Here is a 24130-nt window from a genome sequence, read left to right on the forward strand (position 1 = left end):
AAAGCAAAGTTTAACTATGCCTAGTTATCTATTCTAGTCATAACCCTAAATCGCTTTTGAAGAGCTAATCACGGTATGCACTTCGATATTCTGACCTACCGCTAACGCAGAGCCCATTGCAACAGCATTTTCAGTATTAAAAATAACCGTGCCAGAAGTGGCAGTAATCGGCGTGGATTTATCCATAGTGACCCCATTCATTTTCACTTCAGTCCAGGTAAAAGGATATGCAGTTTGCTGTGTGCCTATGACGGTTTCAACAGAGTTCATGGTCCAGCTGGCATCATTAATAATATCACCAACGGCATTTATATCATCAGTCAGAATGGTCTGCTGTGCTTCACAATCACCCCCACTATCGCCGTTTTGGCACTTACGGTAATGCAGTTCTAAGGCAATATTATCCGAGCTAAATACACCGCTACTATCTTTTATCACTAAACCTGCTGAATCAGCATAAGGGATAACGCCATTAGGGCCGGTAATAATCACTGAATCACTGGGTAAAATAGAAGGGGTGATCCCTTTCCAGTGTAATGTATTAGTTGCACTATTAGGGGCTGCTAATGCAATACCACTGAGGTTCATTAAGGTGATAAAAACAGCTAATTTGAGTTTCATAACTTGCCTCTCATGTTATTAGATAGAAATAAAAATTAAGAGGCTAGTGTAAGTTTTATTTTTTTGAACGACAGGGCGTTGTTGAAAATACGAGGGGCAACAATGCCTATCTAAATCAGGCTGGTTAAGCGGTCGTAATACTGGTGAGCGACTAATTTTTTTTGCTATTAACTAATTCAGGGTGCTTTTTCAGCCAGCTAATTACGCCATGGTTTGATAAAAATTCCTCACGCTGAATGGACATTATTTTAGGTTGGCCATTAATATGTTCTTTTTCTGTGGGTATTTTTTTAATGAGTTTAAAACCAATGTTTTTATGAATTTTAGCCATGTGTTTATTCAGAACAATAGAAATAATTTCTTTAATATCCATATCATTACAAATGATATCTAACATGCAATAACAGTTATATAACCACCAATCGAAATTAAAACGACTAAAAGTATGTGCAAAGAGGAACTTATCCTTGCTAACGGATTGACTGCGAGGCACCTTATAAAAACCTTTTATATCAGAAACTAACAGCGCTTTATCATTGCTATCATGGACTGAATGCAAGGAATGAGCACATAATCGTTGATCTTCATCTTCGCAGGTAACAACAAATAGGTTGTTGCTTTTTTGTAACGCGATGGCTGCCGCTATTCTATCGGTTAAATTTACTTCTGGTAGGTCAAAGATACGCGCAGTGGCAGCATTGATTTTTTTCAGTTGCTTAACATCCTCGAGTGGATTCTCTGCGTTATAACGAATATAAACGGGGTTATCAACAGGGTAAAAAGATCGTAATAAAACTTCTTCTTCTTGGGAATGCGCATCGGCTAACTTTTGAAAGTTATTTATTTTTGTTTCCGAGAGCTTCAGGTTTAGCTTCAGTAAATAACTTATTTTATCATAGTGAGCAAAGCCTAAAAGGTGCACGATACGCAGTGTTGATGGCATAGAAACACCACGTTCCCAACGGCTATAAGTGATTAAATCAAGGTGTTCAAAGTTCACATCAAATAAAGAAAGCTGTTCGACCATGTCTGCTTGAGTCAGGCTTAACTCTGTCCGTATTTGTTGTAATAAAGTGGATAATTCCATTGAGTTCTCTGTGACATTAGTTATCAAATTTTGATTTAGTTAAATTCTAACAAGTATGGGCAAAGAAACCCAGCACCAGAGGCTATGTTGGCAAATACTTAGTTAAATAAGATTCTGATTTTTAATGGGTTATGGGCGTAATTGCATTTAATAAAGGTAAAAAAATAGAAGGATTTGTTTGTCTTGTCACGTTTTTATAAACATAAAAAACAGCTAAAAAGAGGGATGATCAGGCGACAATGTAATATGCACCTGTTAACTACTTAATAAGATTAAGAATTTCTTTAAAACTATCAGAACGACAATCTTTTAGCAGTTCAAACAAACACATTTCTACTCCGGTAATATCAATGCCTTTATTTACTAATGCGTTGATAGCGAGTTGTTTGTTTTCTAAAGTACGAGAAGAGGTGCAATCGCTCACTAATTGTATTTGATAACCACGCTGCAACAAACCGAGTGCGGTCTGATAAACACAAATATGGGTTTCAATGCCACAAAGCAACCAGGTATTTATTTTCTTTGCACTGATGACCTCGATGAATTTAGCTTCATCACAAGCATTAAAGCTAAATTTACTGATGGCCGTATTGTCAGTTAATAAAGGGCTTAGCTGATCAACGGTAGCGCCCAGTTTATCTGGGTTTTGCTCAAGGAGAATGATCGGTAACCCTAATGCCTGTGCACCTTTAATTAGTTTTTCACAATGCGTAATCATGCTCTGACTCTCATGTACCAAACGCGCTAATTTACCTTGTATATCAACAACGATAAGCCCGGTATTTTCTTTGCTTAACATAAAAGATCCCTTACGGTGGTTATATTATTACGTGTTCACACTGCGCATTAATTTAATGCCACCGACATCTGTTGAAAAACCAAAGCTTGAATAGAAAGCTTCCATTTCAGGCAGGCAATATAACTCGAAGTGTTTTACTTTTGTTAGCTGTTCATGGTTTTTAATCAGGCCCATTATTTTTTTCCCCACACCATTGCCACGCTGGCTTTCACAAACAATGACATCAAAGATAATCGCTTTGTAGATAAAGTCACTGATGATGCGCGTAAAAGCGATAAGCTCATGGTTCTCATCAAGCAGGCCAATACAAATTTGCGACCCTTTGATACAAGCGGTTACTTCTTCTAAGGAACGGTCTTTTGCCCACCAAACCGTTTTGTATAACTGATGAACTTGTTTTATCTGCGGCTCGGAAAATTGGTAGATAGTTTTCATGGTAAGTCTGACCTTGTATCTTTTATTAAATTGGTGTGATTAGTTGTTTTATTCACTGTTATCTGCTTGCTCGTTTTCATTATCTTTTGGCGCGACTCGGTTAAGCAGTTTGTCGTAGTGCCATGAAAAGAGAGCAAACAACAGTGCCACAATAAAGGTGATGACTAGATTACCTATCTGGTTTGATGTGTTATTGGTGAATGAAAAAATCAACGCAAAAATCATCAACGCACAGACGATATTTGAGGAAGTAACAATGAGCCACCTAAAAGTGCTCATGATGTAAAAAAGGAAAGCTTTCATGGATGGTCCTTAATAAACAACAGATTAGTAATCTGTTAAGTTTAAAGCGTTGCGAGCTGATAACCAAGCGCTTGGCATAGTTATCGTAAGCGAACGTTATTTTGTGTTAGTGTTATTCATTCGTTAAATCACCCTCTATTTAACTTTTATCTTTTACCTTTTAACTAAAAAGTACTTATCATGACTAACAAAGTAGCACATAGACCTCGTCCACTGATTGACATGCTGGTGAGCATTATTATTCCGTCAGTTATCCTAATGAAATTTAGCGGTGACTCTGATCTTGGGCCTAGTGGCGGACTCATTGCTGCGCTGGCCTTTCCACTGGCTTGGGGATTATTCGAATTAATTAAGTACCGTAAGTTTAACTTTATCGCGTTGTTAGGTTTAGTCAGTGTGTTGCTAACCGGTGGTATCGGTTTATTTGAGTTAGATACAAAATGGCTTGCGATTAAAGAGGCTGCGATTCCTGCTACCATAGGTATTGGTGTGTTAATTTCTACTTTTACGCCTTATCCCTTGGTCAAAGCCTTGTTGTTTAATCCTGAGATTATGGATGTGGAAAAAATAAAGCAAAAACTACAAGAGCGTAATAGCACTGCATTTTTTGAAAAACGCCTGATGAAAGCCACTTATTTGGTGGCCTGTTCTTTTGCCTTTTCAGCAACCATGAATTACATCCTCGCTAAGTGGCTGGTTACTAGCCCTGCTGGTACGCCTGAGTTTAATGCGCAATTAGGTAAACTGACGTTATATAGCTATCCGATGATTGCATTGCCATCGATGATCATGATGTTAGGCATTTTTTATTATTTATGGCGCACTATTAGTGATTTAACAGGATTCAAATTAGATGATGTGATGGCTGGAAAATTGAAAAAATAGGCGATTAGCACTGATGAAAACATGGAAGGTGTAATCTAATAACCCAGTGCTAAAGCAATTTATTGATTGTTATTGGTATTTAGAAAAATCATCTGAAGACGTGGTTGAATTACACCCTAAGCTGATTGCTAACCCCGCGATGCATTTGATTATTGCAGGGCAGGAACAGCCTTATTTATATAGCCAAGATGTAAGTCAAAGTGCGGGGTTAGGTTGCCACCTTTTACACCCCGCGAGTAAAAGTACACAGCTGCATCATAGTCATGCTTTCTCGATTATTGGTGTGAAATTTTTACCCGGCGCTGCTTTTGCCTTGGCCGGTTTATTGCCACAAGTGGTTGTCAATAAAGTGGAAGATTTTAACAATAAACAGATGTGTCTACTTTTGCAGGCATACCTATTTAAAGGTGATGTGGAGCAACAGGAAGTTGTCAGACTGTTAGATGAAAGCCTGCTTCCTTTTTGTCAACAGGTGAGCATCAATAAACACTATCAACAAAATCAACACTGCTTACAATTATTAGCAAAGAACAAAACGATTAAGCAGCTTGCTGAGCAGCTGTTTTGTTCAAAGCGTACGCTTGAGCGAAACTTTCTAAAAGTAACCGGCTTAACCCTCAAGCAATATCAAACCATGCAACGTTTAGAGTTGTTAGTCACTTACCTTTATCAGCAAGGGCAACAGAAACAAAATTGGGCAGAGATTGCAGCGCAATTTGGTTTTAGCGACCAACCACATTTGATTCGTTATCTAAAACAGCAAATTGGTTTATCCCCGAACAACTACCTTAATCAACGTGATTTAACCATTGATGTATATGGTGATTTTGAGGATTAGAAGCAAGCGGTCAGCTTTAAGTAAGGTCAAAGACTAACATCAAAAGCACTTAACTACGAAGGCATGAAGTTCACCAAGAAATAAAAATAAATGGAGCCACCTTTAGATTTTCTTCGTGTTCTCTGTGTAGTGCCGCGCTTCGTGGTGAGTTTCGTTTGCTATAAAACAAAAGTTGTCGCAAATGTTCAATAAATCTGTTTTTTAGTTATCTATACTGTTTTTACTGCATAACCGATTGGTTATTTATAAGGAAAACAGATGCATAATATTAAACAACTTAAAGCTGGCCAGACCATCCCATTATTTTCAGATTATCAGATACGTTTGATCCAAGCGCAAGATTTAGACGCTATCAAACTGATGCTTGATGATCCTAAAGTGACCGAATATCTCTTTTTTGCACCTGCGCCAGCAGAGGTCTATGAAGGTTATTTTAATCCGATGATCGATGAAATAAGTACGGCGATTAAAGCAGGTGTGTGGGCTGATAATTTGGTCTTCATTGTGTTGGATAAAGAAAACCAATTTGCCGGCATGGTTGGTTTAACGCAGGTGGCTATGTTGGCAGGGAATTATGAAATTGGTTATCAAGCACCGCAAAAAAGTTGGGGAAAAGGTATCACAACACATGCCTGTCAATTAGTTAGCCAACTTGCTTTTGAAACATTAGGAGCACATAAAATTACCGCTGACTGTTACGCCTCTAATGAAGGCTCTTATCGTGTGTTATTAAAAAGTGGTTATGCACAAGAAGGGCTGTCTAAACATTATTACAAGACCGAGCAGGGCTTAGAAGATAGATTGTACTTTGGCTTGAGCAAATAAACGAAATGCGGCACTTCGTTTATTGCTTGTGTTTGAGACAACCGATAAACGCTTTTTTAATAAAGTATTTATCGGTTTGAGGATTACTCACACTCATTATTCTATTTTTTATTCGCTTCACTTTTTTCTTTAACTTTGCTGACAAAATGAAGGAAGTTACCCGCTCCGCCTGAAGTTGCCGCGCCAAGAAAGGTCGTTGATGTATTCATTTCATCTAATTGCATCTGTTTAAATTTTTGATGTGCTTGTTGATTAGTTTGGGCGTGCACAGGATCACCTATGCGTTCAAACCCTTGTTCAACAAGTTGCTCTTTTTCTGTTAAGAAAGAGGGGCTATCTATATTCAAATGTAATATCAGCTCATCTTTTTCGAAAAAGTGAAATATTGCTTTTTTACCAGATTGAATATTATTAAATTGATCGTATGCTAGCTGACTATTTGCGGCTTCTACTGCATCACCTAGTTGCTTGAATCCTTGTGCTGACAGTTGTTCTTTTTCAACTTCAAAAGTGTGACTGGTAATATTCAAATGTAAAATAACGTCGTCTTTTTCAAAAAAATGAAATGTTGGCATTTTCCCTCTCCTTAGTTTTTTTCTTTCTTTTTATCTCCAATGACATAATATGACCGACAAGGGTTTGATGCAAATAAAAATCAAATACTTAACAAATCCCTGATCTGTATTGTCGTTTATCGCTCATTGTTAAGCGCTCGTGTTAACAAATAATGACTAAAGAACATCTGTTTGGCGTTGTTTAGTTATTATTTGTTATCATCAGGTTTTCACCTTCAATATTAAGCTGAGCATGAATAAACAGTTGTTATTAGACACATTATTAATTGAACTCAACCGAGTGCAGCAAATTGCTGTTGATGCCGTCAAACGTGCACATGCGACTGCTTCTGATAAGGCGAATATCCCCGAAAATAAATACGATACATTAGCGCTTGAAGCGGGTTATTTAGCGCAAGGGCAATCGAAACGTGTTGAGCAGTGCACGGCTGATATTCAATGTTTCAAAAAGCTTAATCATCTCGCCTCTGAGAAAGTGAAAAGCGGTGCATTAGTGTTGTTATTAGATGAAAACGACCAGGAAAAATGGCTGTTTTTTGGTCCTGCAGCCGGTGGGCTGAAAATTGTCTTTAATGACAAAACCATTGTTGTGGTTACTGTGAGTTCACCTTTAGGCAAGGCGATTAATCAAGCCGAAGTTGGGCAAGAAGTGAATGTGAATATTGCGGGTAAACAGATGAGTTATGAGATGATGGAAATTCATTAATCCTGTTTCCCACTTTGTTAGCACTCGTTTTATTTAAAAACTGTGTTTAAGACAGAGTCTGTTGAATACTGGCTCTGTTTAATAACCTCCGGCCCATTGATCGAATTCGAGAATTGTCGCTTTTTCTTCTTTTGTGAACGGCGCGGGATAGTAGGGTAACGCTAATAATTTATCGCTGGGTAATAATCTCCACCGAGCATTCATTTTTAATCGTTGTAAAACCCCATCAATTTCTAGGTACATATAATAACCATCGGCATGAGTATTTGCGTAACTGGCAATACTGCCTACTTGACCATTGGGTAAGCCTATTTTTCGCCCAAGCGGAAAAATTTGATGCAGTGCATAACTCACGTCTGCACTGTTTGTTTCACCGGCTCTAAATTTTTCTAATCCAATCGCAATGGCTGCATTGCAGTGATTCCATCCAACATCTAATAAATTAGATAGTTTTTCAGTGAAAGACTTACCCTGTGTATTACCTAAAGAGTCCACAAATTGTGCAACAATTTGATCACCCTGTTGTTCATGAATGATTAAAAATTCTTGTGCATTTTTGTTCGAGAGCAGTTGCATAAATACCTCATGATATCGGCCTATCTGTGCCTTTATTTGTTAAAAAAGGATAGAGATAAGTGCAAGTGAACTCTTTGATTTAGGTTACTTTATTGTTTCTTTTTCTTCGTCTATACAACATTCATCTTGTAAAAAACTGATCACCGAGGCTAATTTTCCATATTCTGCCACACAGTAAAGTGTTCTACTTTCACGACGCTGTGAAATTAAACCGGCAGATATCAAACTTGAGATATGGTGAGAAAGTGTAGACCCTGGAATCTCAAGTTTGCTTTGCAAGCTACCTACGGCAATACCTTGAAATCCTGCTTTGATAACCGACTTATAAATAACTAATCGTGTTGGATGGCCTAATTCTTTTAATGCTTTAGCGATGATTTCGATTTCCATATAACTCTCCCTAAAAAATGATATATCGATAATACTCGAAATATGTTGATCAAGCTAGTTTTAAGGAGTACATTTCGATCAATCCAGAAATTTAGAATTAAAAATAAAATTGAGAGGTAAGTTATGTTTGATATGAATATGGTGAAAGAAACAGTGAATATGTTCCTGTTTTTAGCAGTAGAGTTAACGTTACTATTTTTATTAATTAGTTATTTGGTTGGTGTACTTCAGGAGTATATCCCACCAGAAAAAATTCAAAGTATTCTCAGTGGTAAGCATGGTAAAGGTTATTTAATTGCCGGATTTTTAGGGGCGATAACCCCTTTTTGTTCTTGTTCTACTATCCCATTCTTAAAGGGGTTATTAAGAGCGAGGGCTGGTTTTGGTACGATGATGGTTTTCTTGTTTGCTAGTCCGTTATTAAACCCGATTATTATTGGACTCTTTGCAGTGACCTTTGGTTGGAAAGTAACGCTATTTTATTTTGTAATAGCAATGGGCATTTCAATTATCGCCGGCATTACATTAGAAAAATTAGGTTTTGAAAAATATGTCAGAGAAGAAGCTTATATCGCGCCACAAGCAAAGGGTTGTGCTTCAAGTTGTGGTGGCAATAAAGCGCCAGTCAGCAAATGGAAAAGAATATGGGACACAACGTGGACTGATTTTAAAAAAGTGCTTCCTTATTTAATCGGTGGTATTGCAGTGGGTTCGCTTATCTATGGCTTTATGCCAACGGAGTTTGTAGCAAGTATTTCTAGCGAAGATAACCTTTTTGCTATTCCGGTTGCTGCTGTGATTGGTATTCCATTGTACATTCGTGCTGAAGCGGTTATCCCATTAAGTGCGGCATTAGCGGCAAAAGGTATGGGACTTGGGGCGGTAATGGCACTGATTATTGGTAGTGCAGGAGCAAGTTTAACGGAAGTGATTTTACTTAAATCTATCTTTAAAAATCAAATGATTGCCGCTTTCTTGTTTGTCATTCTGTTTATGGCAATCAGCGCAGGTTACTTGTATTCATTTATCTTCTGATAAGTACCAATAAACTCTAATTTGAATGGTAAAAGCAAAATCCCCCTCGTTGAACTTTCAGCGAGGGGGATTTTTTGTTAATGAGTCTTAGGTAATATCACTGTATTTCATTGGCCATCGGAAGCATTGTTTGGTGTTTTTAAGCGTATTTTTATTCTGCCATCGTAGTTCAGCTGGTTTAAGCTTTTTGACCAATGCTTCATGATTAAACGCTCAATGAGACCATTTTTCTGTGCATTTTCTAATGCGATGGTTAATATTTCCTGGTGTTGTTTACCTGCATTAGGGCCTGTTTTACTGAGATAAAATCGGAAATCTCGATCATAAATAAGCATCAGATTTTTTTCGATCGCTAAATTAGGGTGTTGCTCTAATTCGCCAATAATTTCGTTGATGCCTCTCGGAAAATAATGATGCCGAGACCCCTGTGCAATCATGGCAAAGATTTGTTTCCACTTTGCATGCTCACTATAACGAAGATCGTTGGCCGCCCACACGGTGGCATCAAACCATTTTTTCCCTAAATTTGCCTCTAGGTTTAATTTTCTAAAACTATCAAGGTCGGTCACATGGTTATAAAGGTGCTGGTCTGCGGGGTTAATTAATAACAACCTTTTACCTATTAATTTATTAGTGATGCCTACTTCAATCGCAATATAGTCTTTATCTCTTTGTTCTGATTCAATCATCCAATATAAGCTAAGTATTCCTTTGCCGAGGTAGCTTTTAACTCTAAGTTGAGGCAGGTGTTGCACGATTAAGTTTGGCGTATGGCCCGCTTCTTTAATGGCCGTTTCGAGTAGCTCATGAAAGAATTTATGTTGATGAGGATTTTCTTCAAGAATAGGAATCTGTAAGGTGATGACTTGTGCTTCCACTTTTTCAGAAAAGTAGGTCGAGAGGAAAATAGCGGTAATGAGTAGGTATAAAAAAGTTTTTTTCATCGCGCTTCCTCATCTTGTGTACTGAGATTGCTGTAAGCGCATCGACTACAAATTAACGAGGCTTTTTATCAGCAAGCTGGCAATTTTGATTAAGATAAAATTCGATTATTTTAATGTTAGAAGTGAATAACAGCGCAGTCAAAGTGTTTTCAGTGCGCCTCTTAGTGGAGGCGAAATAGAAAGATTGCCTGTTGTTGGTTATTTTGATTAGATAATAGCCTGGTAATATTTTTTATCTGTTTATCGCTACTTTTTACTTATGAAGGTCATTATTGTGCAACTCTTTGATTTTGAAAATATCCCTATTACGGTGCTGGATAACGATGGGAAAATAACTTATTGGGATAATTTTCTCACTGAAAATGAAGCAATAAACTTATTTAACCAGTTATTAACCGACAGTGAATGGAAAGAAGAGATGATTTCTGTTTATGGCAAACGTTATCAACAGCCTCGATTGACTTGTTGGTACGGTGAATATGGCGTATTGGCCGACGGTGGCTATCAGGCGATCGCAAAGGCAATGCCTTTGACTGCTAGTTTGCAGTTTTTGAAAGATAAAATTGAGCAAGAAACGGGTTATCGGTTCAACTGCATTTTGGCTAATTTATATCGCGATGAAAATGACAGTGTTGGTTATCATGCTGATGATGAGCCGATCTTAGGTATTAACCCTGTTATTGCTTCCTACAGTTTAGGTGAAACAAGGCGCTTTTTGGTTAAACACAATCAGCAAACATACAATAGTTTGAAAGTGGATTTAACGAATAATTCGTTGTTATTGATGGATGGTTGTTTGCAACATTTTTGGCAACACGCAATCCCAAAAACAAAACGTCCTATGAACGCACGTATTAATTTAACCTTTAGATTGATGCCTGCAGAAAATAAGTTTTTATCTCCGTTAATAAGGAAGGGCACATGGATTTTCAAATCACCCCAATAGGCAAACAGTACGATGCCATCGTTGGTGACATTATTAAAGCGGTAGGTGCTGAACATGGTGCGATTGGTGAGGGGTTTGGTCCTTCTGATCTGGAAGTGACTTGCATGAGCGAGCATTACCACGATTGCGATAATAGCTTGTATTTGGTGGCGCTTATTGATGGAAAAGTCGTAGGGGGCTGTGGCATTGCTCAATTTGCAGATGATGAAAAGGTCTGTGAATTACGTAAGTTATTTTTGTTACCAGAGAGCCGCGGTTTAGGCCTTGGAAAAACATTAACAGAGTCTTGTTTGACGTATGCTAAATCGCAGGGTTATTTGCAATGTTATCTTGATACGTTATCGAATATGCAACCGGCTATTCGTTTGTATGAAGGATTAGGTTTTAAGCATTTAACACAACCCTTAGCGGAAACAGAGCATAGTGGTTGTGATGTATGGATGTTAAAAGCGCTCTAAGAAAGTTTATCTCTTCTACATCGATGATTGAGTGTTTATCTGAGCAGGCTTTTCTTGGTGCAGTTTGAGCGATCAAAAAAGCCAGCTAGAAGCTGGCTTGAGTCGTGGGTGCTAACTCAAAAATCGTTATTAGTGTTTGTGACCTTCATGTTTTTCAGTGGTTTCATATAACTGCGCATCCACTTCCTGGCCTTTTGCTGGGCGCGGTACAATTTCAAATGTTTCATCAAATTCAACTAATGAAGCAAGCAGTTTATTTAATGTTTCTTTGTCACCTTTTAAACCAGCTTCTTTAGATTCAAATAATGCTTTTAAGTTAGTTTGTTTTAAGATGATTTTAGTAATATCTGCATCGTTGATGTATAAAGTTGCATCTGCTTTTAATGCTTTGTCTACTTTGATGTTGTTTAAGTTACCGTTAGACATCTCAACAAAGTAGGTTTCTTTGCTATCCGGGATGACAACATTTAGCGTAAAGGGTGTGTACTGCGCTTTAACAGAATCCACTTTCACTGCGAAGAAGTCTAATAGGTTTTCAACGCTCATCTCTGCTAATACATCTGCAGAAGCTGTTTTAGGGTTACCTGGCATGGTGCCTACACGTAGCTCTTGTGCGCCGGTTAGGTAAGTATTTCTCCAGCCTGCACCTTCAGATTGGTAACCTAATTGCTCAAACGTATCTGCCAATAATTTACGTGCCTCTTTATTGTTTGGCTCTGCTTGCATCACTTTATTTAACGCGGTTGCTACAAAGCGGTATTCACCTTTAGCAAAATCAGCCTGTGCTTTTTCAACAATCATTTCACTGCCACCCATGTACTCAACAAACTTCACAGACTCTGCGTTGATAGGTAGCGGGTTTAAGTTTGCAGGGTTCATATCAAAGTAACCCAAGTACATGTTGTAAACCGCACGTGCATTGTGTGAATAAGTACCGTGGTAACCATTAGTGTGCCAGCTTTGCTGAATACTCTCAGGCATCACTTCGTAGATTTTGTCACCTAAGTCTTGCATAACATAACCATCATTCGCTAAACGTAATGTTTGGTTATGGGTAAAGCCATAAGCGTCACGTTGCATTTTGAGGTACTCAGAAATTTCTGTATTTCCCCAGATTGGCGCTGAGTGTGATGCAAATAAAACATCTGTTTGTGCTCCCCATGTGACGAGCATTTCATTGATTTTTTTAGACCATTTTAATGAGTCACGTACTTTAGCGCCACGTAAGGTGTAAATATTATGCATGCCTTGGTAAGTGAGTTCACCTGTCCATAATGTATTGATGCTGGGAATAAAGGTGACCATTTCTGAAGCCGCCTCTGTGCCCGATGCATCCATAAATTTCATTTCTAACCCGTCGATCACTAATGTTTCAATTTCGTCGTTATGGTTTAATTCGTAATCGGGTAATACGTAAGTGATTTCACCTTTTGATAAACCTTTAGCGAGCGCTGCATCTACAATACCGTGTTCATGGCGATTCAAAGTTGCACCATACTGATAAGCTGCACGACGAGACATAGCATTACCCGCTAATACATTCTCATCAACTATCTCTTTGGTGATGTTTTTTGAGCCGTACACTTTTACATCTGGAAATGCTTCTTGGATTGCGCGAGATCCACCAAAATGATCTGCATGAGAGTGTGAGTAGATCATCGCTACAATCGGTAAGTTACCGGCTTCTGGTACATTTTCTTGGAAGAATTTCAGTGATTGTGCCGCTGACTCTTTGGTTAATAACACATCGTAAACAATCCAGCCGCTATCACTTCTGATAAATGAAATTGATGATAAGTCGGTGCCACGTACTTGGTAGATTTTACCCGGTACCACTTCGTATAGGCCTGTTGCTGCTTGGTTTAATACTGCTTGGCGCCACAATGATGGGTTAACTGAATCTGGTGCGTTATCCGCGTTTGCCACATTAGCATCAATAAAATTAAAGCTATTGCGAATAATATCACCGGTTGCTTGGTCAAACTCTGCAATCAAACCGCGGTTATTATTATCAAATGAACGTACATCTTTAAAGTTCAGTGTTTTTGCAAATTCAGTATTGTATTCGATGGTTGCTTTAGTCGCGTCTTTACCACCTTGTTCTCCCACTGTGCTTAAGTGTGCGTGGTCATGATCGGCTGCTATAGCAGCAAATGAAATAGACGAAATAACGAGAGCTAATGTAGTTTTTTTCATAATATCACCAGTTAAATAATTGTTTATTAAAATCATTGGAAGTCTTAATTCATAAGATTCTCTTATGAGGTTTGCTTCGATGTAGAGATAATAAACAGTCACGGTAGATAAATGAACGGGGTAGTAGTTATGCTTAGTATAAGCAGTGCTTATGAAGGGAGAGGGGTTAAAAATTAATGAGTTTATTTTTGATTAGCGTTCGTAGGGCTTGGTGGTTTTTATCTTTTAGATAACGTTTGTGGTAAATCAAATGGAAGTCGATTGATTTCATAGTGAAAGGCGGTTCAAGTACTTTTAGCCCTAAAGAATCGGCAATATGACAAAGTCCTTCTGGAATAGCCGCAATATAATCAGAGTTTTGTACGGCGAGCATCATATTGGCTGGGCTTGAAACCTGCACTCTAATATCACGCTTTTTTAATGCTGTTTTAGCAAAATATTCAACTGCACGCAGTTTGTTACGTACGAGCTTCATGGCTACATGACCTAGCTGTAAATATTGCTCCATGGTAATGCTATCACCGACACTCGGATGGTTTTTACAGCAGACTAATTTAAGGTGCTCTTTACGTACTAATTCAAAGCAGAAGCTATTATCTTGCTGGGTGATGTTATCAATCGCGATGTCAATTTTACGCATGCGTAAATCGTTAAAGGTATCGTCTTCACTATCAGGCGATTCTATTAGCTGAATATCGTGAATATCACTGAGTTTAAGTAAAATACTTTCTGGTGCATAAACAATGAAACGCTCTTTATTGCCTAACGCATTATCAACAATATCTAGCACGGAGGAGACTTGATCATAAAAGCTTTGTGCATTTGGGGTTGGGCTTAAATTACGCCCGCTACGAATAAATAATGGATAACCTAAGAAGTTTTCAAGACGTTTAATAGACCCACTGATGGCTGGTTGAGACACCTCTAATAACTCAGCTGTTTTAGTAATAGAGTTTAATTCATAAACTTTTACAAAAGGTTTGATTAGGTTCATATCAAAGTCGGTCATGCATCATTCCATTACTGTGATTCGCTTGTTGAGGGACGGTAAAGATAATAGCATCTCTTTGAGAGATCATACAGGGAGTCACAGAGCGGGGGGGAATGCGTAAAGCTTGTTAATAGAAACAAGTTATACCCGTTATCGAGATACGTTAACGGGTATAACTATGACTAAGGGTGAGTACCTTAGTATTTGTACGTCAGACCTGTTGCAATGATGAAGCTGCTTTCATCATAAAAGTCGATGTCTGAATCTTCTTGGCTATAACCTGCCATGATATTAAAGCTAAACGATTCCCAATCAAAAGGCTGCTTATAGCTATAGATAGAGAAGAAGCGTAGGCTAGTTGAATCTTGTTTTACATTAAATACAGGGTTGATAATATCAAATTGTTTCATACCTAAGCTAATTGTTGAAACAATAGTATGTTTACCTTGCCTTGCAAGTACAGAAAGTTGCGCAGTATATTCGTCGTAGCTATTCGCTTCGCCATCTGCATTTCGCACTGTATATTCTAGTGAAGGGCGCATATATATCATAGCAGTAACCGGTATCACCACTTCTACTTCAGCACGATGAAACGCACTGTCACGCTCTAAGCTTTGCATATCTCCAGGTGTAAGATCTGTACGGCTTGAACCACTTGTTTCATTTTCTACATCGTTAGCTGCGTAAGCGTATTTAAATGCAAACGGACCACCAAATAATTGCTCGATTGCAATACGACCACCACCCGTTGATTCTTTTGTTGTTTCACGTGCTTGATCCGTTAAAAAAGGGTCTTCCCACGTATCGTTAAACATAGAAAGTTCTGGGAAATAAGCGACAGTGATTTTAGTTTGGTTTTTGAACTGGTGGATGAAACCTAGCTCATATTGAAAACGCGCTGTTGCAACTTGGTCTTGGCTGTTACCTAAATACACCTGAGTTTGTAAAGAATCAAAAGTATATTGAATACGACCCAGTGGGAAGATGATAGGTGTTTGTAAAGACTCCCCTGAGTTAGTTAGATTATTAGTTACTTCGTTATCTTCGTGTGTTGTAAATTGTGATTCGACGTTACGAGAACCTGCATAAAAAGCGAGTGTTAATCCAAAGCCTGGCTCTTTATCAAGAGGACGCGCTTGCGTAGAGGGGACTAATGCAGCGCTGGCCATTAATAAGATTGTGTTGAGCAGTTTGGACATTTGTATTCCTAATTATTAAGTTATTATAGATTCCACTGTATTTTATATGTAAATTTAGCATTTGTAATGTTTATTTTAACAAACTATGAAGATATTTTGACAAAAACACTGCTATAACTGTTAAATGTGCGCATAGATCGCATATGATGCTTTTATTAATTTTGTGCTAAAACGGAGGTTTAACAGCTTTAAAGCAGGATTTTTGATAAAACTAATGATTATCACGTTACAAAAGGTGGAAAAATCCTTATACTGACGTGCTTTATTTTTAGGCTCAAAGCTTTTTAGCTTTTTGCCGTACTTATTGGCTGGCTTGTTGATAAGTATTATTAATATTTAACACTGGATAGATGAGTTATGAACGCAACAAATACAGAAAGCAACAGTAGTTCAATGGACGGACTAAAATGGGCTGTTACCATTGTTTTATTAGTCGCTATTATCGTTGGTAATTACATGTTTGGAGAAACTGTTCATGTGGTTGCACGTGTTCTGATTCTACTTGTAATGGCTGCATTAGCAGTGTTATCAGCAGCGCTAACAGAGAAAGGCAAAACATTTGTCGGTTTTGCACAAGATTCACGTTTAGAAGTACGTAAAGTGGTTTGGCCTACACGCCAAGAAACAATACAAACAACACTAATTATTCTTGCAGTATCAACCATCGTTGGTTTAGTACTGTGGGGACTTGATGGTATATTTGTTCGTGTTGTTGCTTTCATTACCACGTCTATTTAAGTTTAAGGGTTTAATATGTCTGAAGAAGTACAAAAGAAAAGATGGTACGTAGTACAAGCGTTCTCTGGTTTTGAAGGTCGCGTACAAAAAACGTTAATCGAGCATATTAAATTAAACGAAATGGAAGAACATTTCGGTGAGATTTTAGTGCCAACCGAAGAAGTGGTTGAAATGCGCGCGGGTCAAAAGCGTGCAAGTTCACGTAAATTCTTCCCAGGTTATGTATTAGTTGAAATGACGATGAACGACGCAAGTTGGCATTTAGTTAAAAATACAGACCGTGTAATGGGCTTTATTGGCGGTACTAAAGAACGTCCTGCTCCTATTTCACAAAAAGAAGTGGATAACATCATGGATCGCTTGAAAGCATCTGTTGATTCTCCACGTCCTCGTACGTTATTCGAACCAGGCCAAATTGTACGTGTTACTGACGGACCATTTGCTGACTTCGGCGGTACGGTTGAAGAAGTTGACTACGATAAGAGTCGCTTAAAAGTATCTGTTTCTATCTTCGGGCGTGCAACGCCAGTTGATCTTGAGTTCTCTCAAGTAGAAAAAGACTAATTAAAAATAGCTTTCAGTTATTAGCTGTTAGTTATCAGTAAAACAGCACTTCGCGAACTTCGCGGGTGTTAGTAGGGTGAAAGATCTGCTTCTCTTTTAAGAGGACAGCGCTTTCACCCTTTTTTTTGGTCTCGAATTATAGCCAGAAGCCCCTGTTTTTAAAGGGTTGCTGGTTATCCATGACTGACAGGAGATAGCTGATAACTAACGACTGCTTGCTATAGTTCAAAAAAACAACAAAATAACTTGTGAAAGAGGGCGAATTATAGGTATAATTTGCCGCCTTTTTATTTTCTGTCTAACAGGAAATAAAGAGAGCATTTATTCGAAACGGGAAGCTGACCTTAAAAACCAGCGTTAAACCCAAACATAGGTAGTATTATCATGGCTAAAAAAGTACAAGCGTATATCAAGCTGCAAGTTTCAGCTGGTATGGCTAACCCGTCACCACCAGTTGGTCCTGCACTAGGTCAACACGGTGTTAACATCATGGAATTTTGTAAAGCATTCAATGCAAAAACAGATTCTGTTGAAAAAGGCGCGCCAGTTCCTGTAGTAATTACAGTATATTCTGACCGTTCTTTTACTTTCGAAACTAAGACTCCACCTGCATCTTACTTACTTAAGAAAGCTGCTGGTATCAAATCTGGTTCTGGCGTTCCTAATAAAGACAAAGTTGGTACAGTTACACGTGCTCAACTTGAAGAGATCGCTAAAACTAAAGAAGTTGATCTAACGGGTGCCGATCTTGAAGCGATGGTACGTTGTATTGCGGGTTCTGCTCGTTCTATGGGCTTGGAAGTAGAGGGTTAATACTATGTCTAAATTATCTAAACGCATGAAAGCGGTACGTGACACTGTAGACGCTACTAAAGAATACGAAATCAATGAAGCGGTTACGCTTCTTCAAAAACTAGCAACTGCTAAATTCAACGAAAGTGTTGATGTTTCAGTTAACCTAGGTGTTGATTCTCGTCGTAGTGATCAAAACGTACGTGGCGCGACTGTTTTACCACATGGTACTGGTCGTGAAGTTCGTGTTGCTGTATTTACACAAGGCGCTAATGCTGAAAAAGCAAAAGAAGCTGGTGCGGATATCGTTGGTATGGACGATCTTGCTGCGCAAGTTAAAGCTGGCGTAATGGATTTTGACGTTGTAATTGCATCTCCAGACGCTATGCGTGTTGTTGGTCAATTAGGTCAAATCTTAGGCCCACGTGGTCTAATGCCTAACCCGAAAGTTGGAACTGTAACACCTGACGTAGCAACAGCAGTTAAAAATGCTAAAGCTGGTCAAGTACGTTACCGCAACGACAAGAATGGTATTATCCATTCTACAATCGGTAAAGCATCGTTCACTGCTGAACAAATCCAAGAAAATCTTGAAGCACTTCTAGTTGCGCTTAAACGAGCAAAACCAGCTGGCGCAAAAGGTATTTTCTTGAAAAAAGTTACACTATCTACAACTATGGGTGCTGGCGTTAAAGTTGACCAAGCATCTTTAAATACTGTAGTAGCGTAATTTTTTATAGCAGCAGCTCACAATTTCATTGTAAAACTGTTGCTATACAAGACGATAAATTATCTGTATAATTTGTCGCCTTACTTTGGAGGGCCTTAGGTCCCTTCTTAGACCGTAGGTGTAAATGTTTGATTCGTCAGATAGATACTTAATTTCCTACGTAGATGGTGCCGGACCCCAGAAAGAATTATTCTACTGGATCCGATAACCGAAATAGTGCCCCATTATTTATGATGGGGGTGTTTACTGGTGTAATAACCAGTGGAATCCAGGAGTAAAAACCAAATGACATTAAGACTCGAAGACAAGCAAGCTATTGTCGCTGAAGTTAATGTAGCTGCTACAGCTGCACTGTCTGCTGTTGTAGCCGATTCACGTGGCGTAACAGTTGGTGCAATGAATGAACTTCGTGCAGCAGCTCGTGCAAATGGTGTGTATTTACGTGTAGTACGTAACACTTTAGCTCGACGTGCACTTGAAGGTACTGACTTTGCATGTTTAGCAGAGTTGTTTAGCGGTCCTACAATCCTTGCATTTTCAAACGAACATCCAGGTGCAGCAGCACGTCTTATTAAAGACTTTGCTAAAGCTAATGAAACGTTTGAAGTGAAAGGCTTGGCATTTGAAGGTGAGTTCATTGAACCATCTGATATTGACCGTCTAGCGACACTACCAACATACGACGAAGCAATTGCGAAACTGATGGCTACTATGAAAGAAGCTGCAGCTGGCAAACTTGTACGTACTCTGGCTGCAATTCGCGACCAGAAAGAAGAATCTGCAGCTTAATCGCTGTAATACTACTTAATTTATTAATAGGAATTGACTCATGTCTCTTACTAAAGACCAAATCATTGAAGCAGTTGCTGAATTATCAGTAATGGAAGTTGTTGAATTAATCGAAGCAATGGAAGAGAAATTCGGCGTATCTGCAGCAGCTGCTGTAGCTGGCGTTGCTGGTCCTGCTGAATCTGCTGAAGAGCAAACTGAATTTGACGTTGTAATGACTTCATTCGGCGAAAACAAAGTTAAAGCAATCAAAGCAGTACGTGGCGCTACAGGTCTTGGCCTGAAAGAAGCTAAAGCTGCAGTTGAAGCTTGTCCAACAGTTGTTAAAGAAGCTGCATCTAAAGAAGAAGCAGAAGCTCTTAAAGCTGAACTAGAAGCAATCGGCGCTGTTGTTGAAATTAAATAATTTAGTCTTCTAAATTGTTTAGCCATGAAAATGGCAATGGCTGGTGATTTTTTAATCACCGGCCTTTTTGCGCTATAGGATACCGTAATTTTTCATTGTTTTTTACGGTCATCGGACATTAAAGATGGTGTTATATAACACGCCATTAATACAAAACATTGTGCGCGGTTGTCGAACAAAGAAGGCCTTGATCAAGGTCAGACAGCTATGATTACTTATCAGCGAGCAAAGGAACCACATGGGTTACTCTTATACTGAGAAAAAACGTATTCGTAAGGATTTTGGGAAGCGCCCACAAGTTATGGAAAAACCATACTTGTTGGAGATTCAACTAGATTCATTTAAACGATTCATTGAAGTCGATTTAACTGGTGAAGTAGGCTTAGAAGCTGCTTTTAACAGTATTTTCCCTATTGCTAGTTACTCTGGTACATCGGAACTGCAATATGTAAGCTACCGTCTTGGTGAGCCGGTATTTGATGTTAAAGAATGTCAAATCCGTGGTATTACATACTCTGCGTCTTTACGCGTTAAATTACGTTTAGTAATTTACGATCGTGATGCACCTGCAGGTACAGTAAAAGATATCCGTGAACAAGAAGTTTACATGGGTGAAATGCCACTCATGACTGAAAACGGTACTTTTGTTATCAATGGTACTGAGCGTGTTATCGTTTCTCAATTACACCGTTCTCCTGGTGTATTCTTCGATCACGATAAAGGCAAAACACACAGTTCAGGTAAAGTTCTTTATAACGCACGTGTAATTCCTTACCGTGGTTCTTGGTTAGACTTTGAATTCGATCCGAAAGATAACCTTTTTGTTCGTATTGACCGTCGTCGTAAATTACCTGCGACTATCATGTTGCGTGCACTTGAGTACACAACTGAACAAATCCTAGATATGTTCTTTGATACCACTAAATTTGAAATCAAAGATGGTGTTATCTCAATGGACCTTATTGCTGATCGCCTACGTGGTGAGCAATTATCTTTTGATATCGCAAGCGCTGGAAAAGTGTATGTTGAAGCTGGCAAGCGTGTTACTGCTCGTCATATCAAACAACTACAAAAAGACGGCATTACGAGTCTTGAAGTATCACTTGATTACCTTGAAGGTAAAGTTTCAGCTAAAGATTACATTAGCACTGAAACTGGTGAAATCATTGTTAACGCAAATGATATCTTCACACTTGAGCTACTTGCTGAACTTGCACAATCTGGTATTAAAACATTCGAAGTTATTTACACGAATGAACTAGACTGTGGATCATTTATCTCAGATACATTACGTGTTGATTCATCTACTAACAAGATGGAAGCACTAGTTGAAGTTTACCGTATGATGCGTCCTGGTGAGCCACCAACTAAAGATGCAGCTGAAGGTTTATTCCAAAACTTATTCTTCGCTGAAGAGCGTTACGACCTTTCTAAAGTTGGTCGTATGAAGTTCAACCGTCGTGTTGGCCTTGAAGGTGATTTAGGTTCAGGTACATTATCTAACGAAGATATCTTAAGTGTAATGAAAACACTTATTAATATCCGTAACGGTAACGGCATCGTAGATGATATCGATCATCTTGGTAACCGTCGTATTCGTTGTGTTGGTGAAATGGCTGAAAACCAATTCCGTGTTGGTCTAGTACGTGTTGAACGTGCTGTTAAAGAACGTCTATCTCTAGGCGACCTTGATGCAACTATGCCTCAAGATCTTATCAACGCTAAACCTATTTCTGCTGCTGTTAAAGAGTTCTTTGGTTCCTCACAACTGTCTCAGTTTATGGATCAAAATAATCCGTTATCAGAAGTAACACATAAACGTCGTATCTCAGCGTTAGGCCCCGGTGGTCTTACACGTGAACGTGCGGGCTTTGAAGTACGTGACGTACATCCAACGCATTACGGTCGTCTATGTCCAATCGAAACGCCAGAGGGACCAAACATTGGTCTAATTAACTCATTGGCAACATTTGCACGTACTAACGATTACGGTTTCTTAGAAACACCTTACCGTAAAGTAGTAGATGGCAAGCCAAGCGAACAAATTGATTACCTTTCTGCAATCGAAGAAGGTTCATTTGTTATCGCACAGGCGTCAGCAAGTGTTGATGAAAGCGGTTCACTAAATGAAGAATCAATTCCATGTCGTCATCAAGGTGAAACAACCTTCATGTCGCCTGCTGATATTGATTACATGGATGTGTCACCACAACAGATCATCTCTGTTGCTGCGTCACTTATTCCATTCCTAGAACACGATGATGCTAACCGTGCCTTAATGGGTGCGAACATGCAACGTCAAGCGGTTCCTACTTTACGTGCTGATAAACCATTAGTAGGTACAGGTATTGAACGTCGTTTGGCAATCGATTCTGGTGTAACAGTTATCGCTAAACGTGGCGGTGTTATCGACTATGTTGATGCATCACGTATCGTTGTTAAAGTTGATGATGCTGAACTACTTCCTGGTGAAGCTGGTATCGACATCTACAACTTAACTAAATACACACGTTCAAATCAGAATACTTGTATTAACCAAAAACCAACGTGTAAGCCAGGCGAGCCAATCGTTCGTGGTGACGTATTAGCAGATGGTCCATCTACTGATATGGGTGACTTAGCACTTGGTCAAAACATGAAGATTGCCTTCATGCCTTGGAATGGTTACAACTTCGAGGATTCAATCCTTATTTCTGAGCGTGTTTCGCAAGAAGATCGTTTTACTACGATTCATATCCAAGAGTTCTCATGTGTTGCACGTGAAACTAAATTGGGTAGCGAAGAAATTTCTGCCGATATCCCTAACGTTGGTGAAGCTGCGTTAAGCAAACTAGATGAATCTGGTATTGTTTACGTTGGTGCTGAAGTTAAACCTGGCGATATCTTAGTAGGTAAAGTGACACCTAAAGGTGAAACACAACTTACGCCAGAAGAAAAACTATTACGAGCTATCTTCGGTGAGAAAGCGTCTGACGTTAAAGACAGCTCTCTACGTGTAGCTAACTCTACTTACGCAACAGTAATTGACGTTCAAGTCTTTACTCGTGACGGCGTAGAGAAAGATAAACGTGCTCTTGAAATCGAAGAGATGCAACTTAAAGCTGCGAAGAAAGATTTGAATGAGAAATTCAAAATCTTAGAAAACGCTATCTTTGAGAAAGCATTAAGCATCTTAGTTGGCGCAGGCCAAGATGAGCAACGTCTACAACAGATGCCTCGTGCACAGTGGTTAGAAGTTGCAATTGATGATGAAGAGAAGCAATCGCATCTTGATCAAATCATTACTCAATACGACCAAGTTAAAGCTGATTACGATAAAGAGTTTGATGTTAAACGTCGTAAAATCACACAAGGTGATGATTTAGCACCTGGTGTTCAGAAAATTGTTAAAGTATATCTAGCAGTACGTCGTCGCCTACAGCCTGGTGATAAGATGGCTGGTCGTCACGGTAACAAAGGTGTTATCTCTAACATCGTTCCTGTGGAAGATATGCCTCACGATGAGTTTGGTGTTCCAGTTGATATCGTACTTAACCCACTGGGTGTACCATCACGTATGAACATCGGTCAGATTCTTGAGACTCACTTAGGCCTTGCTTGTAAAGGTGTTGGTGAAAAACTTGAGCGCATGATTAAGAACCAACGTGAAGTTGAAATGCCAAAAGTACGCGATTTTGTACAGAAAATGTACTCTTTCGGTGATGCGCCTTGTCATGTTGATCTTAACGATTTCGATGATGAAGCAGTACTACGCCTTGCTAAAAACCTATACAAAGGTTTACCAATTGCAACGCCTGCATTCGATGGTGCTTACGAGTCTGAGATTCGTGAATTACTAAGAATGGCTGATTTACCAGAATCTGGTCAATTACAGCTAACTGATGGTCGTACTGGTCTTGAATTTGAACGTCCAGTAACTGTTGGTTACATGTACATGTTAAAACTGAATCACTTGGTTGATGACAAAATGCATGCTCGTTCTACTGGTTCGTACAGCCTAGTAACTCAGCAACCACTTGGTGGTAAAGCTCAGTTCGGTGGCCAGCGTTTCGGTGAGATGGAAGTATGGGCACTACAAGCATTTGGCGCGGCGTACACGCTTCAAGAAATGCTTACTGTTAAGTCAGATGATGTTAATGGTCGTACTAAGATGTATAAAAACATCGTAGATGGCGATCATAGAATGGAACCAGGCATGCCTGAATCATTTAACGTATTGTTGAAAGAAATCCGTTCATTAAGTATCAACATCGAGCTAGATGAATCTAACTAAGATTCATTTTAGTTAAAAAATATGTGGCG

The 24130-nt window shown here is 38.9% G+C and carries 26 protein-coding genes; 14 read left to right on the forward strand and 12 right to left on the reverse strand.

Features of this window, described 5'->3' with window-relative positions; translation table 11 throughout:
* Nucleotides 1-45: 45 nt before the first annotated feature.
* The 5 genes from CXF74_RS02620 to CXF74_RS02640 all read right to left on the reverse strand — a co-directional run bounded on the left by CXF74_RS02620 (nucleotide 46) and on the right by CXF74_RS02640 (nucleotide 3245).
* Entirely contained in the window at nucleotides 46-621 is a 576-nt protein-coding gene (locus CXF74_RS02620; protein WP_101080843.1) for a hypothetical protein, read from the reverse strand.
* Nucleotides 622-772: 151 nt separating this feature from the next.
* Nucleotides 773-1708 (reverse strand): helix-turn-helix domain-containing protein, encoded by a 936-nt coding sequence (locus tag CXF74_RS02625; protein ID WP_101080844.1) that lies wholly within the window; start codon nucleotides 1706-1708, stop codon nucleotides 773-775.
* A 259-nt stretch (nucleotides 1709-1967) separates the two neighbouring features.
* The gene (locus tag CXF74_RS02630; RefSeq protein ID WP_101080845.1) at nucleotides 1968-2507 is read right to left on the reverse strand and encodes a hydrolase; all 540 of its coding nucleotides are present in this window, start codon (nucleotides 2505-2507) and stop codon (nucleotides 1968-1970) included.
* A 27-nt stretch (nucleotides 2508-2534) separates the two neighbouring features.
* Nucleotides 2535-2942 carry a GNAT family N-acetyltransferase gene (locus CXF74_RS02635; RefSeq protein ID WP_101080846.1) on the reverse strand — a complete coding sequence of 136 codons (408 nt, stop codon included), beginning with the start codon at nucleotides 2940-2942 and terminating at the stop codon, nucleotides 2535-2537.
* 48 nt (nucleotides 2943-2990) lie between these two features.
* Nucleotides 2991-3245, reverse strand: coding sequence for a hypothetical protein (locus CXF74_RS02640; protein WP_101080847.1), 255 nt, complete (start codon nucleotides 3243-3245; stop codon nucleotides 2991-2993).
* A 180-nt stretch (nucleotides 3246-3425) separates the two neighbouring features.
* Between CXF74_RS02640 and CXF74_RS02645 the strand changes: the two genes are divergently transcribed.
* From CXF74_RS02645 to CXF74_RS02655, 3 genes are all read left to right on the forward strand, one after another.
* On the forward strand, nucleotides 3426-4130 hold the full coding sequence (locus CXF74_RS02645; protein ID WP_101080848.1) for a VC0807 family protein: 705 nt from the start codon (nucleotides 3426-3428) through the stop codon (nucleotides 4128-4130).
* 46 nt (nucleotides 4131-4176) lie between these two features.
* Nucleotides 4177-4968, forward strand: coding sequence for a helix-turn-helix transcriptional regulator (locus tag CXF74_RS02650; protein WP_101080849.1), 792 nt, complete (start codon nucleotides 4177-4179; stop codon nucleotides 4966-4968).
* Between the two features lie 258 nt (nucleotides 4969-5226).
* The gene (locus tag CXF74_RS02655; protein ID WP_101080850.1) at nucleotides 5227-5793 is read left to right on the forward strand and encodes a GNAT family N-acetyltransferase; all 567 of its coding nucleotides are present in this window, start codon (nucleotides 5227-5229) and stop codon (nucleotides 5791-5793) included.
* 101 nt (nucleotides 5794-5894) lie between these two features.
* Here the strand turns inward: CXF74_RS02655 and CXF74_RS02660 are convergent, their stop codons facing one another.
* On the reverse strand, nucleotides 5895-6368 hold the full coding sequence (locus CXF74_RS02660; RefSeq protein ID WP_101080851.1) for a hypothetical protein: 474 nt from the start codon (nucleotides 6366-6368) through the stop codon (nucleotides 5895-5897).
* A gap of 232 nt (nucleotides 6369-6600) precedes the next feature.
* On the opposite strand from CXF74_RS02660, the gene CXF74_RS02665 reads away from it, so the two are divergent.
* On the forward strand, nucleotides 6601-7074 hold the full coding sequence (locus CXF74_RS02665) for a GreA/GreB family elongation factor (RefSeq protein ID WP_101080852.1): 474 nt from the start codon (nucleotides 6601-6603) through the stop codon (nucleotides 7072-7074).
* A gap of 78 nt (nucleotides 7075-7152) precedes the next feature.
* Here the strand turns inward: CXF74_RS02665 and CXF74_RS02670 are convergent, their stop codons facing one another.
* Nucleotides 7153-7650 (reverse strand): hypothetical protein, encoded by a 498-nt coding sequence (locus tag CXF74_RS02670; RefSeq protein WP_101080853.1) that lies wholly within the window; start codon nucleotides 7648-7650, stop codon nucleotides 7153-7155.
* Between the two features lie 84 nt (nucleotides 7651-7734).
* Nucleotides 7735-8040, reverse strand: a complete 306-nt coding sequence (locus CXF74_RS02675; RefSeq protein WP_101080854.1) for an ArsR/SmtB family transcription factor — start codon at nucleotides 8038-8040, stop codon at nucleotides 7735-7737.
* A gap of 123 nt (nucleotides 8041-8163) precedes the next feature.
* Here CXF74_RS02675 and CXF74_RS02680 point away from each other — a divergent pair, with 123 nt between their 5' ends.
* Nucleotides 8164-9075, forward strand: coding sequence for a permease (locus tag CXF74_RS02680; protein ID WP_101080855.1), 912 nt, complete (start codon nucleotides 8164-8166; stop codon nucleotides 9073-9075).
* Nucleotides 9076-9182: 107 nt separating this feature from the next.
* Here CXF74_RS02680 and CXF74_RS02685 read toward each other — a convergent pair whose 3' ends face one another.
* Nucleotides 9183-10019, reverse strand: coding sequence for a hypothetical protein (locus CXF74_RS02685; protein ID WP_101080856.1), 837 nt, complete (start codon nucleotides 10017-10019; stop codon nucleotides 9183-9185).
* 274 nt (nucleotides 10020-10293) lie between these two features.
* Between CXF74_RS02685 and CXF74_RS02690 the strand changes: the two genes are divergently transcribed.
* Nucleotides 10294-10965 carry an alpha-ketoglutarate-dependent dioxygenase AlkB family protein gene (locus CXF74_RS02690; RefSeq protein ID WP_198552757.1) on the forward strand — a complete coding sequence of 224 codons (672 nt, stop codon included), beginning with the start codon at nucleotides 10294-10296 and terminating at the stop codon, nucleotides 10963-10965.
* Nucleotides 10941-11423 carry a GNAT family N-acetyltransferase gene (locus CXF74_RS02695; RefSeq protein WP_101080857.1) on the forward strand — a complete coding sequence of 161 codons (483 nt, stop codon included), beginning with the start codon at nucleotides 10941-10943 and terminating at the stop codon, nucleotides 11421-11423. Before CXF74_RS02690 ends, CXF74_RS02695 begins: the two co-directional genes overlap by 25 nt.
* A 129-nt stretch (nucleotides 11424-11552) precedes the next feature.
* Here the strand turns inward: CXF74_RS02695 and CXF74_RS02700 are convergent, their stop codons facing one another.
* From CXF74_RS02700 to CXF74_RS02710, 3 genes are all read right to left on the reverse strand, one after another.
* Nucleotides 11553-13619 carry an alkyl/aryl-sulfatase gene (locus tag CXF74_RS02700; protein ID WP_198552758.1) on the reverse strand — a complete coding sequence of 689 codons (2067 nt, stop codon included), beginning with the start codon at nucleotides 13617-13619 and terminating at the stop codon, nucleotides 11553-11555.
* A 166-nt stretch (nucleotides 13620-13785) separates the two neighbouring features.
* On the reverse strand, nucleotides 13786-14628 hold the full coding sequence (locus tag CXF74_RS02705; protein ID WP_101080859.1) for a LysR family transcriptional regulator: 843 nt from the start codon (nucleotides 14626-14628) through the stop codon (nucleotides 13786-13788).
* 179 nt (nucleotides 14629-14807) lie between these two features.
* Nucleotides 14808-15809: a DUF2860 domain-containing protein gene (locus tag CXF74_RS02710; RefSeq protein WP_101080860.1), complete on the reverse strand. Its 1002-nt coding sequence runs from the start codon at nucleotides 15807-15809 to the stop codon at nucleotides 14808-14810.
* Nucleotides 15810-16166: 357 nt separating this feature from the next.
* Here CXF74_RS02710 and secE point away from each other — a divergent pair, with 357 nt between their 5' ends.
* From secE to rpoB, 7 genes are all read left to right on the forward strand, one after another.
* Nucleotides 16167-16547: a preprotein translocase subunit SecE gene (secE, locus tag CXF74_RS02715; RefSeq protein WP_101080861.1), complete on the forward strand. Its 381-nt coding sequence runs from the start codon at nucleotides 16167-16169 to the stop codon at nucleotides 16545-16547.
* Nucleotides 16548-16562: 15 nt separating this feature from the next.
* Nucleotides 16563-17111 carry a transcription termination/antitermination protein NusG gene (gene nusG, locus CXF74_RS02720; protein ID WP_101080862.1) on the forward strand — a complete coding sequence of 183 codons (549 nt, stop codon included), beginning with the start codon at nucleotides 16563-16565 and terminating at the stop codon, nucleotides 17109-17111.
* A gap of 384 nt (nucleotides 17112-17495) precedes the next feature.
* Complete coding sequence (gene rplK / locus CXF74_RS02725) at nucleotides 17496-17924, forward strand: 50S ribosomal protein L11 (protein WP_101080863.1); 429 nt, start codon at nucleotides 17496-17498, stop codon at nucleotides 17922-17924.
* 4 nt (nucleotides 17925-17928) lie between these two features.
* Nucleotides 17929-18633, forward strand: a complete 705-nt coding sequence (rplA, locus tag CXF74_RS02730) for a 50S ribosomal protein L1 (protein WP_101080864.1) — start codon at nucleotides 17929-17931, stop codon at nucleotides 18631-18633.
* Between the two features lie 285 nt (nucleotides 18634-18918).
* Entirely contained in the window at nucleotides 18919-19422 is a 504-nt protein-coding gene (gene rplJ / locus CXF74_RS02735) for a 50S ribosomal protein L10 (RefSeq protein WP_101080865.1), read from the forward strand.
* Nucleotides 19423-19462: 40 nt separating this feature from the next.
* Complete coding sequence (gene rplL / locus CXF74_RS02740; RefSeq protein ID WP_101080866.1) at nucleotides 19463-19828, forward strand: 50S ribosomal protein L7/L12; 366 nt, start codon at nucleotides 19463-19465, stop codon at nucleotides 19826-19828.
* 238 nt (nucleotides 19829-20066) lie between these two features.
* Nucleotides 20067-24101: a DNA-directed RNA polymerase subunit beta gene (rpoB, locus tag CXF74_RS02745; protein ID WP_101080867.1), complete on the forward strand. Its 4035-nt coding sequence runs from the start codon at nucleotides 20067-20069 to the stop codon at nucleotides 24099-24101.
* Nucleotides 24102-24130: the final 29 nt, after the last annotated feature.

Origin of the sequence: Psychromonas sp. Urea-02u-13 (genome assembly GCF_002835995.1) — a bacterium.
In the GTDB taxonomy this organism is placed as follows: domain Bacteria; phylum Pseudomonadota; class Gammaproteobacteria; order Enterobacterales; family Psychromonadaceae; genus Psychromonas.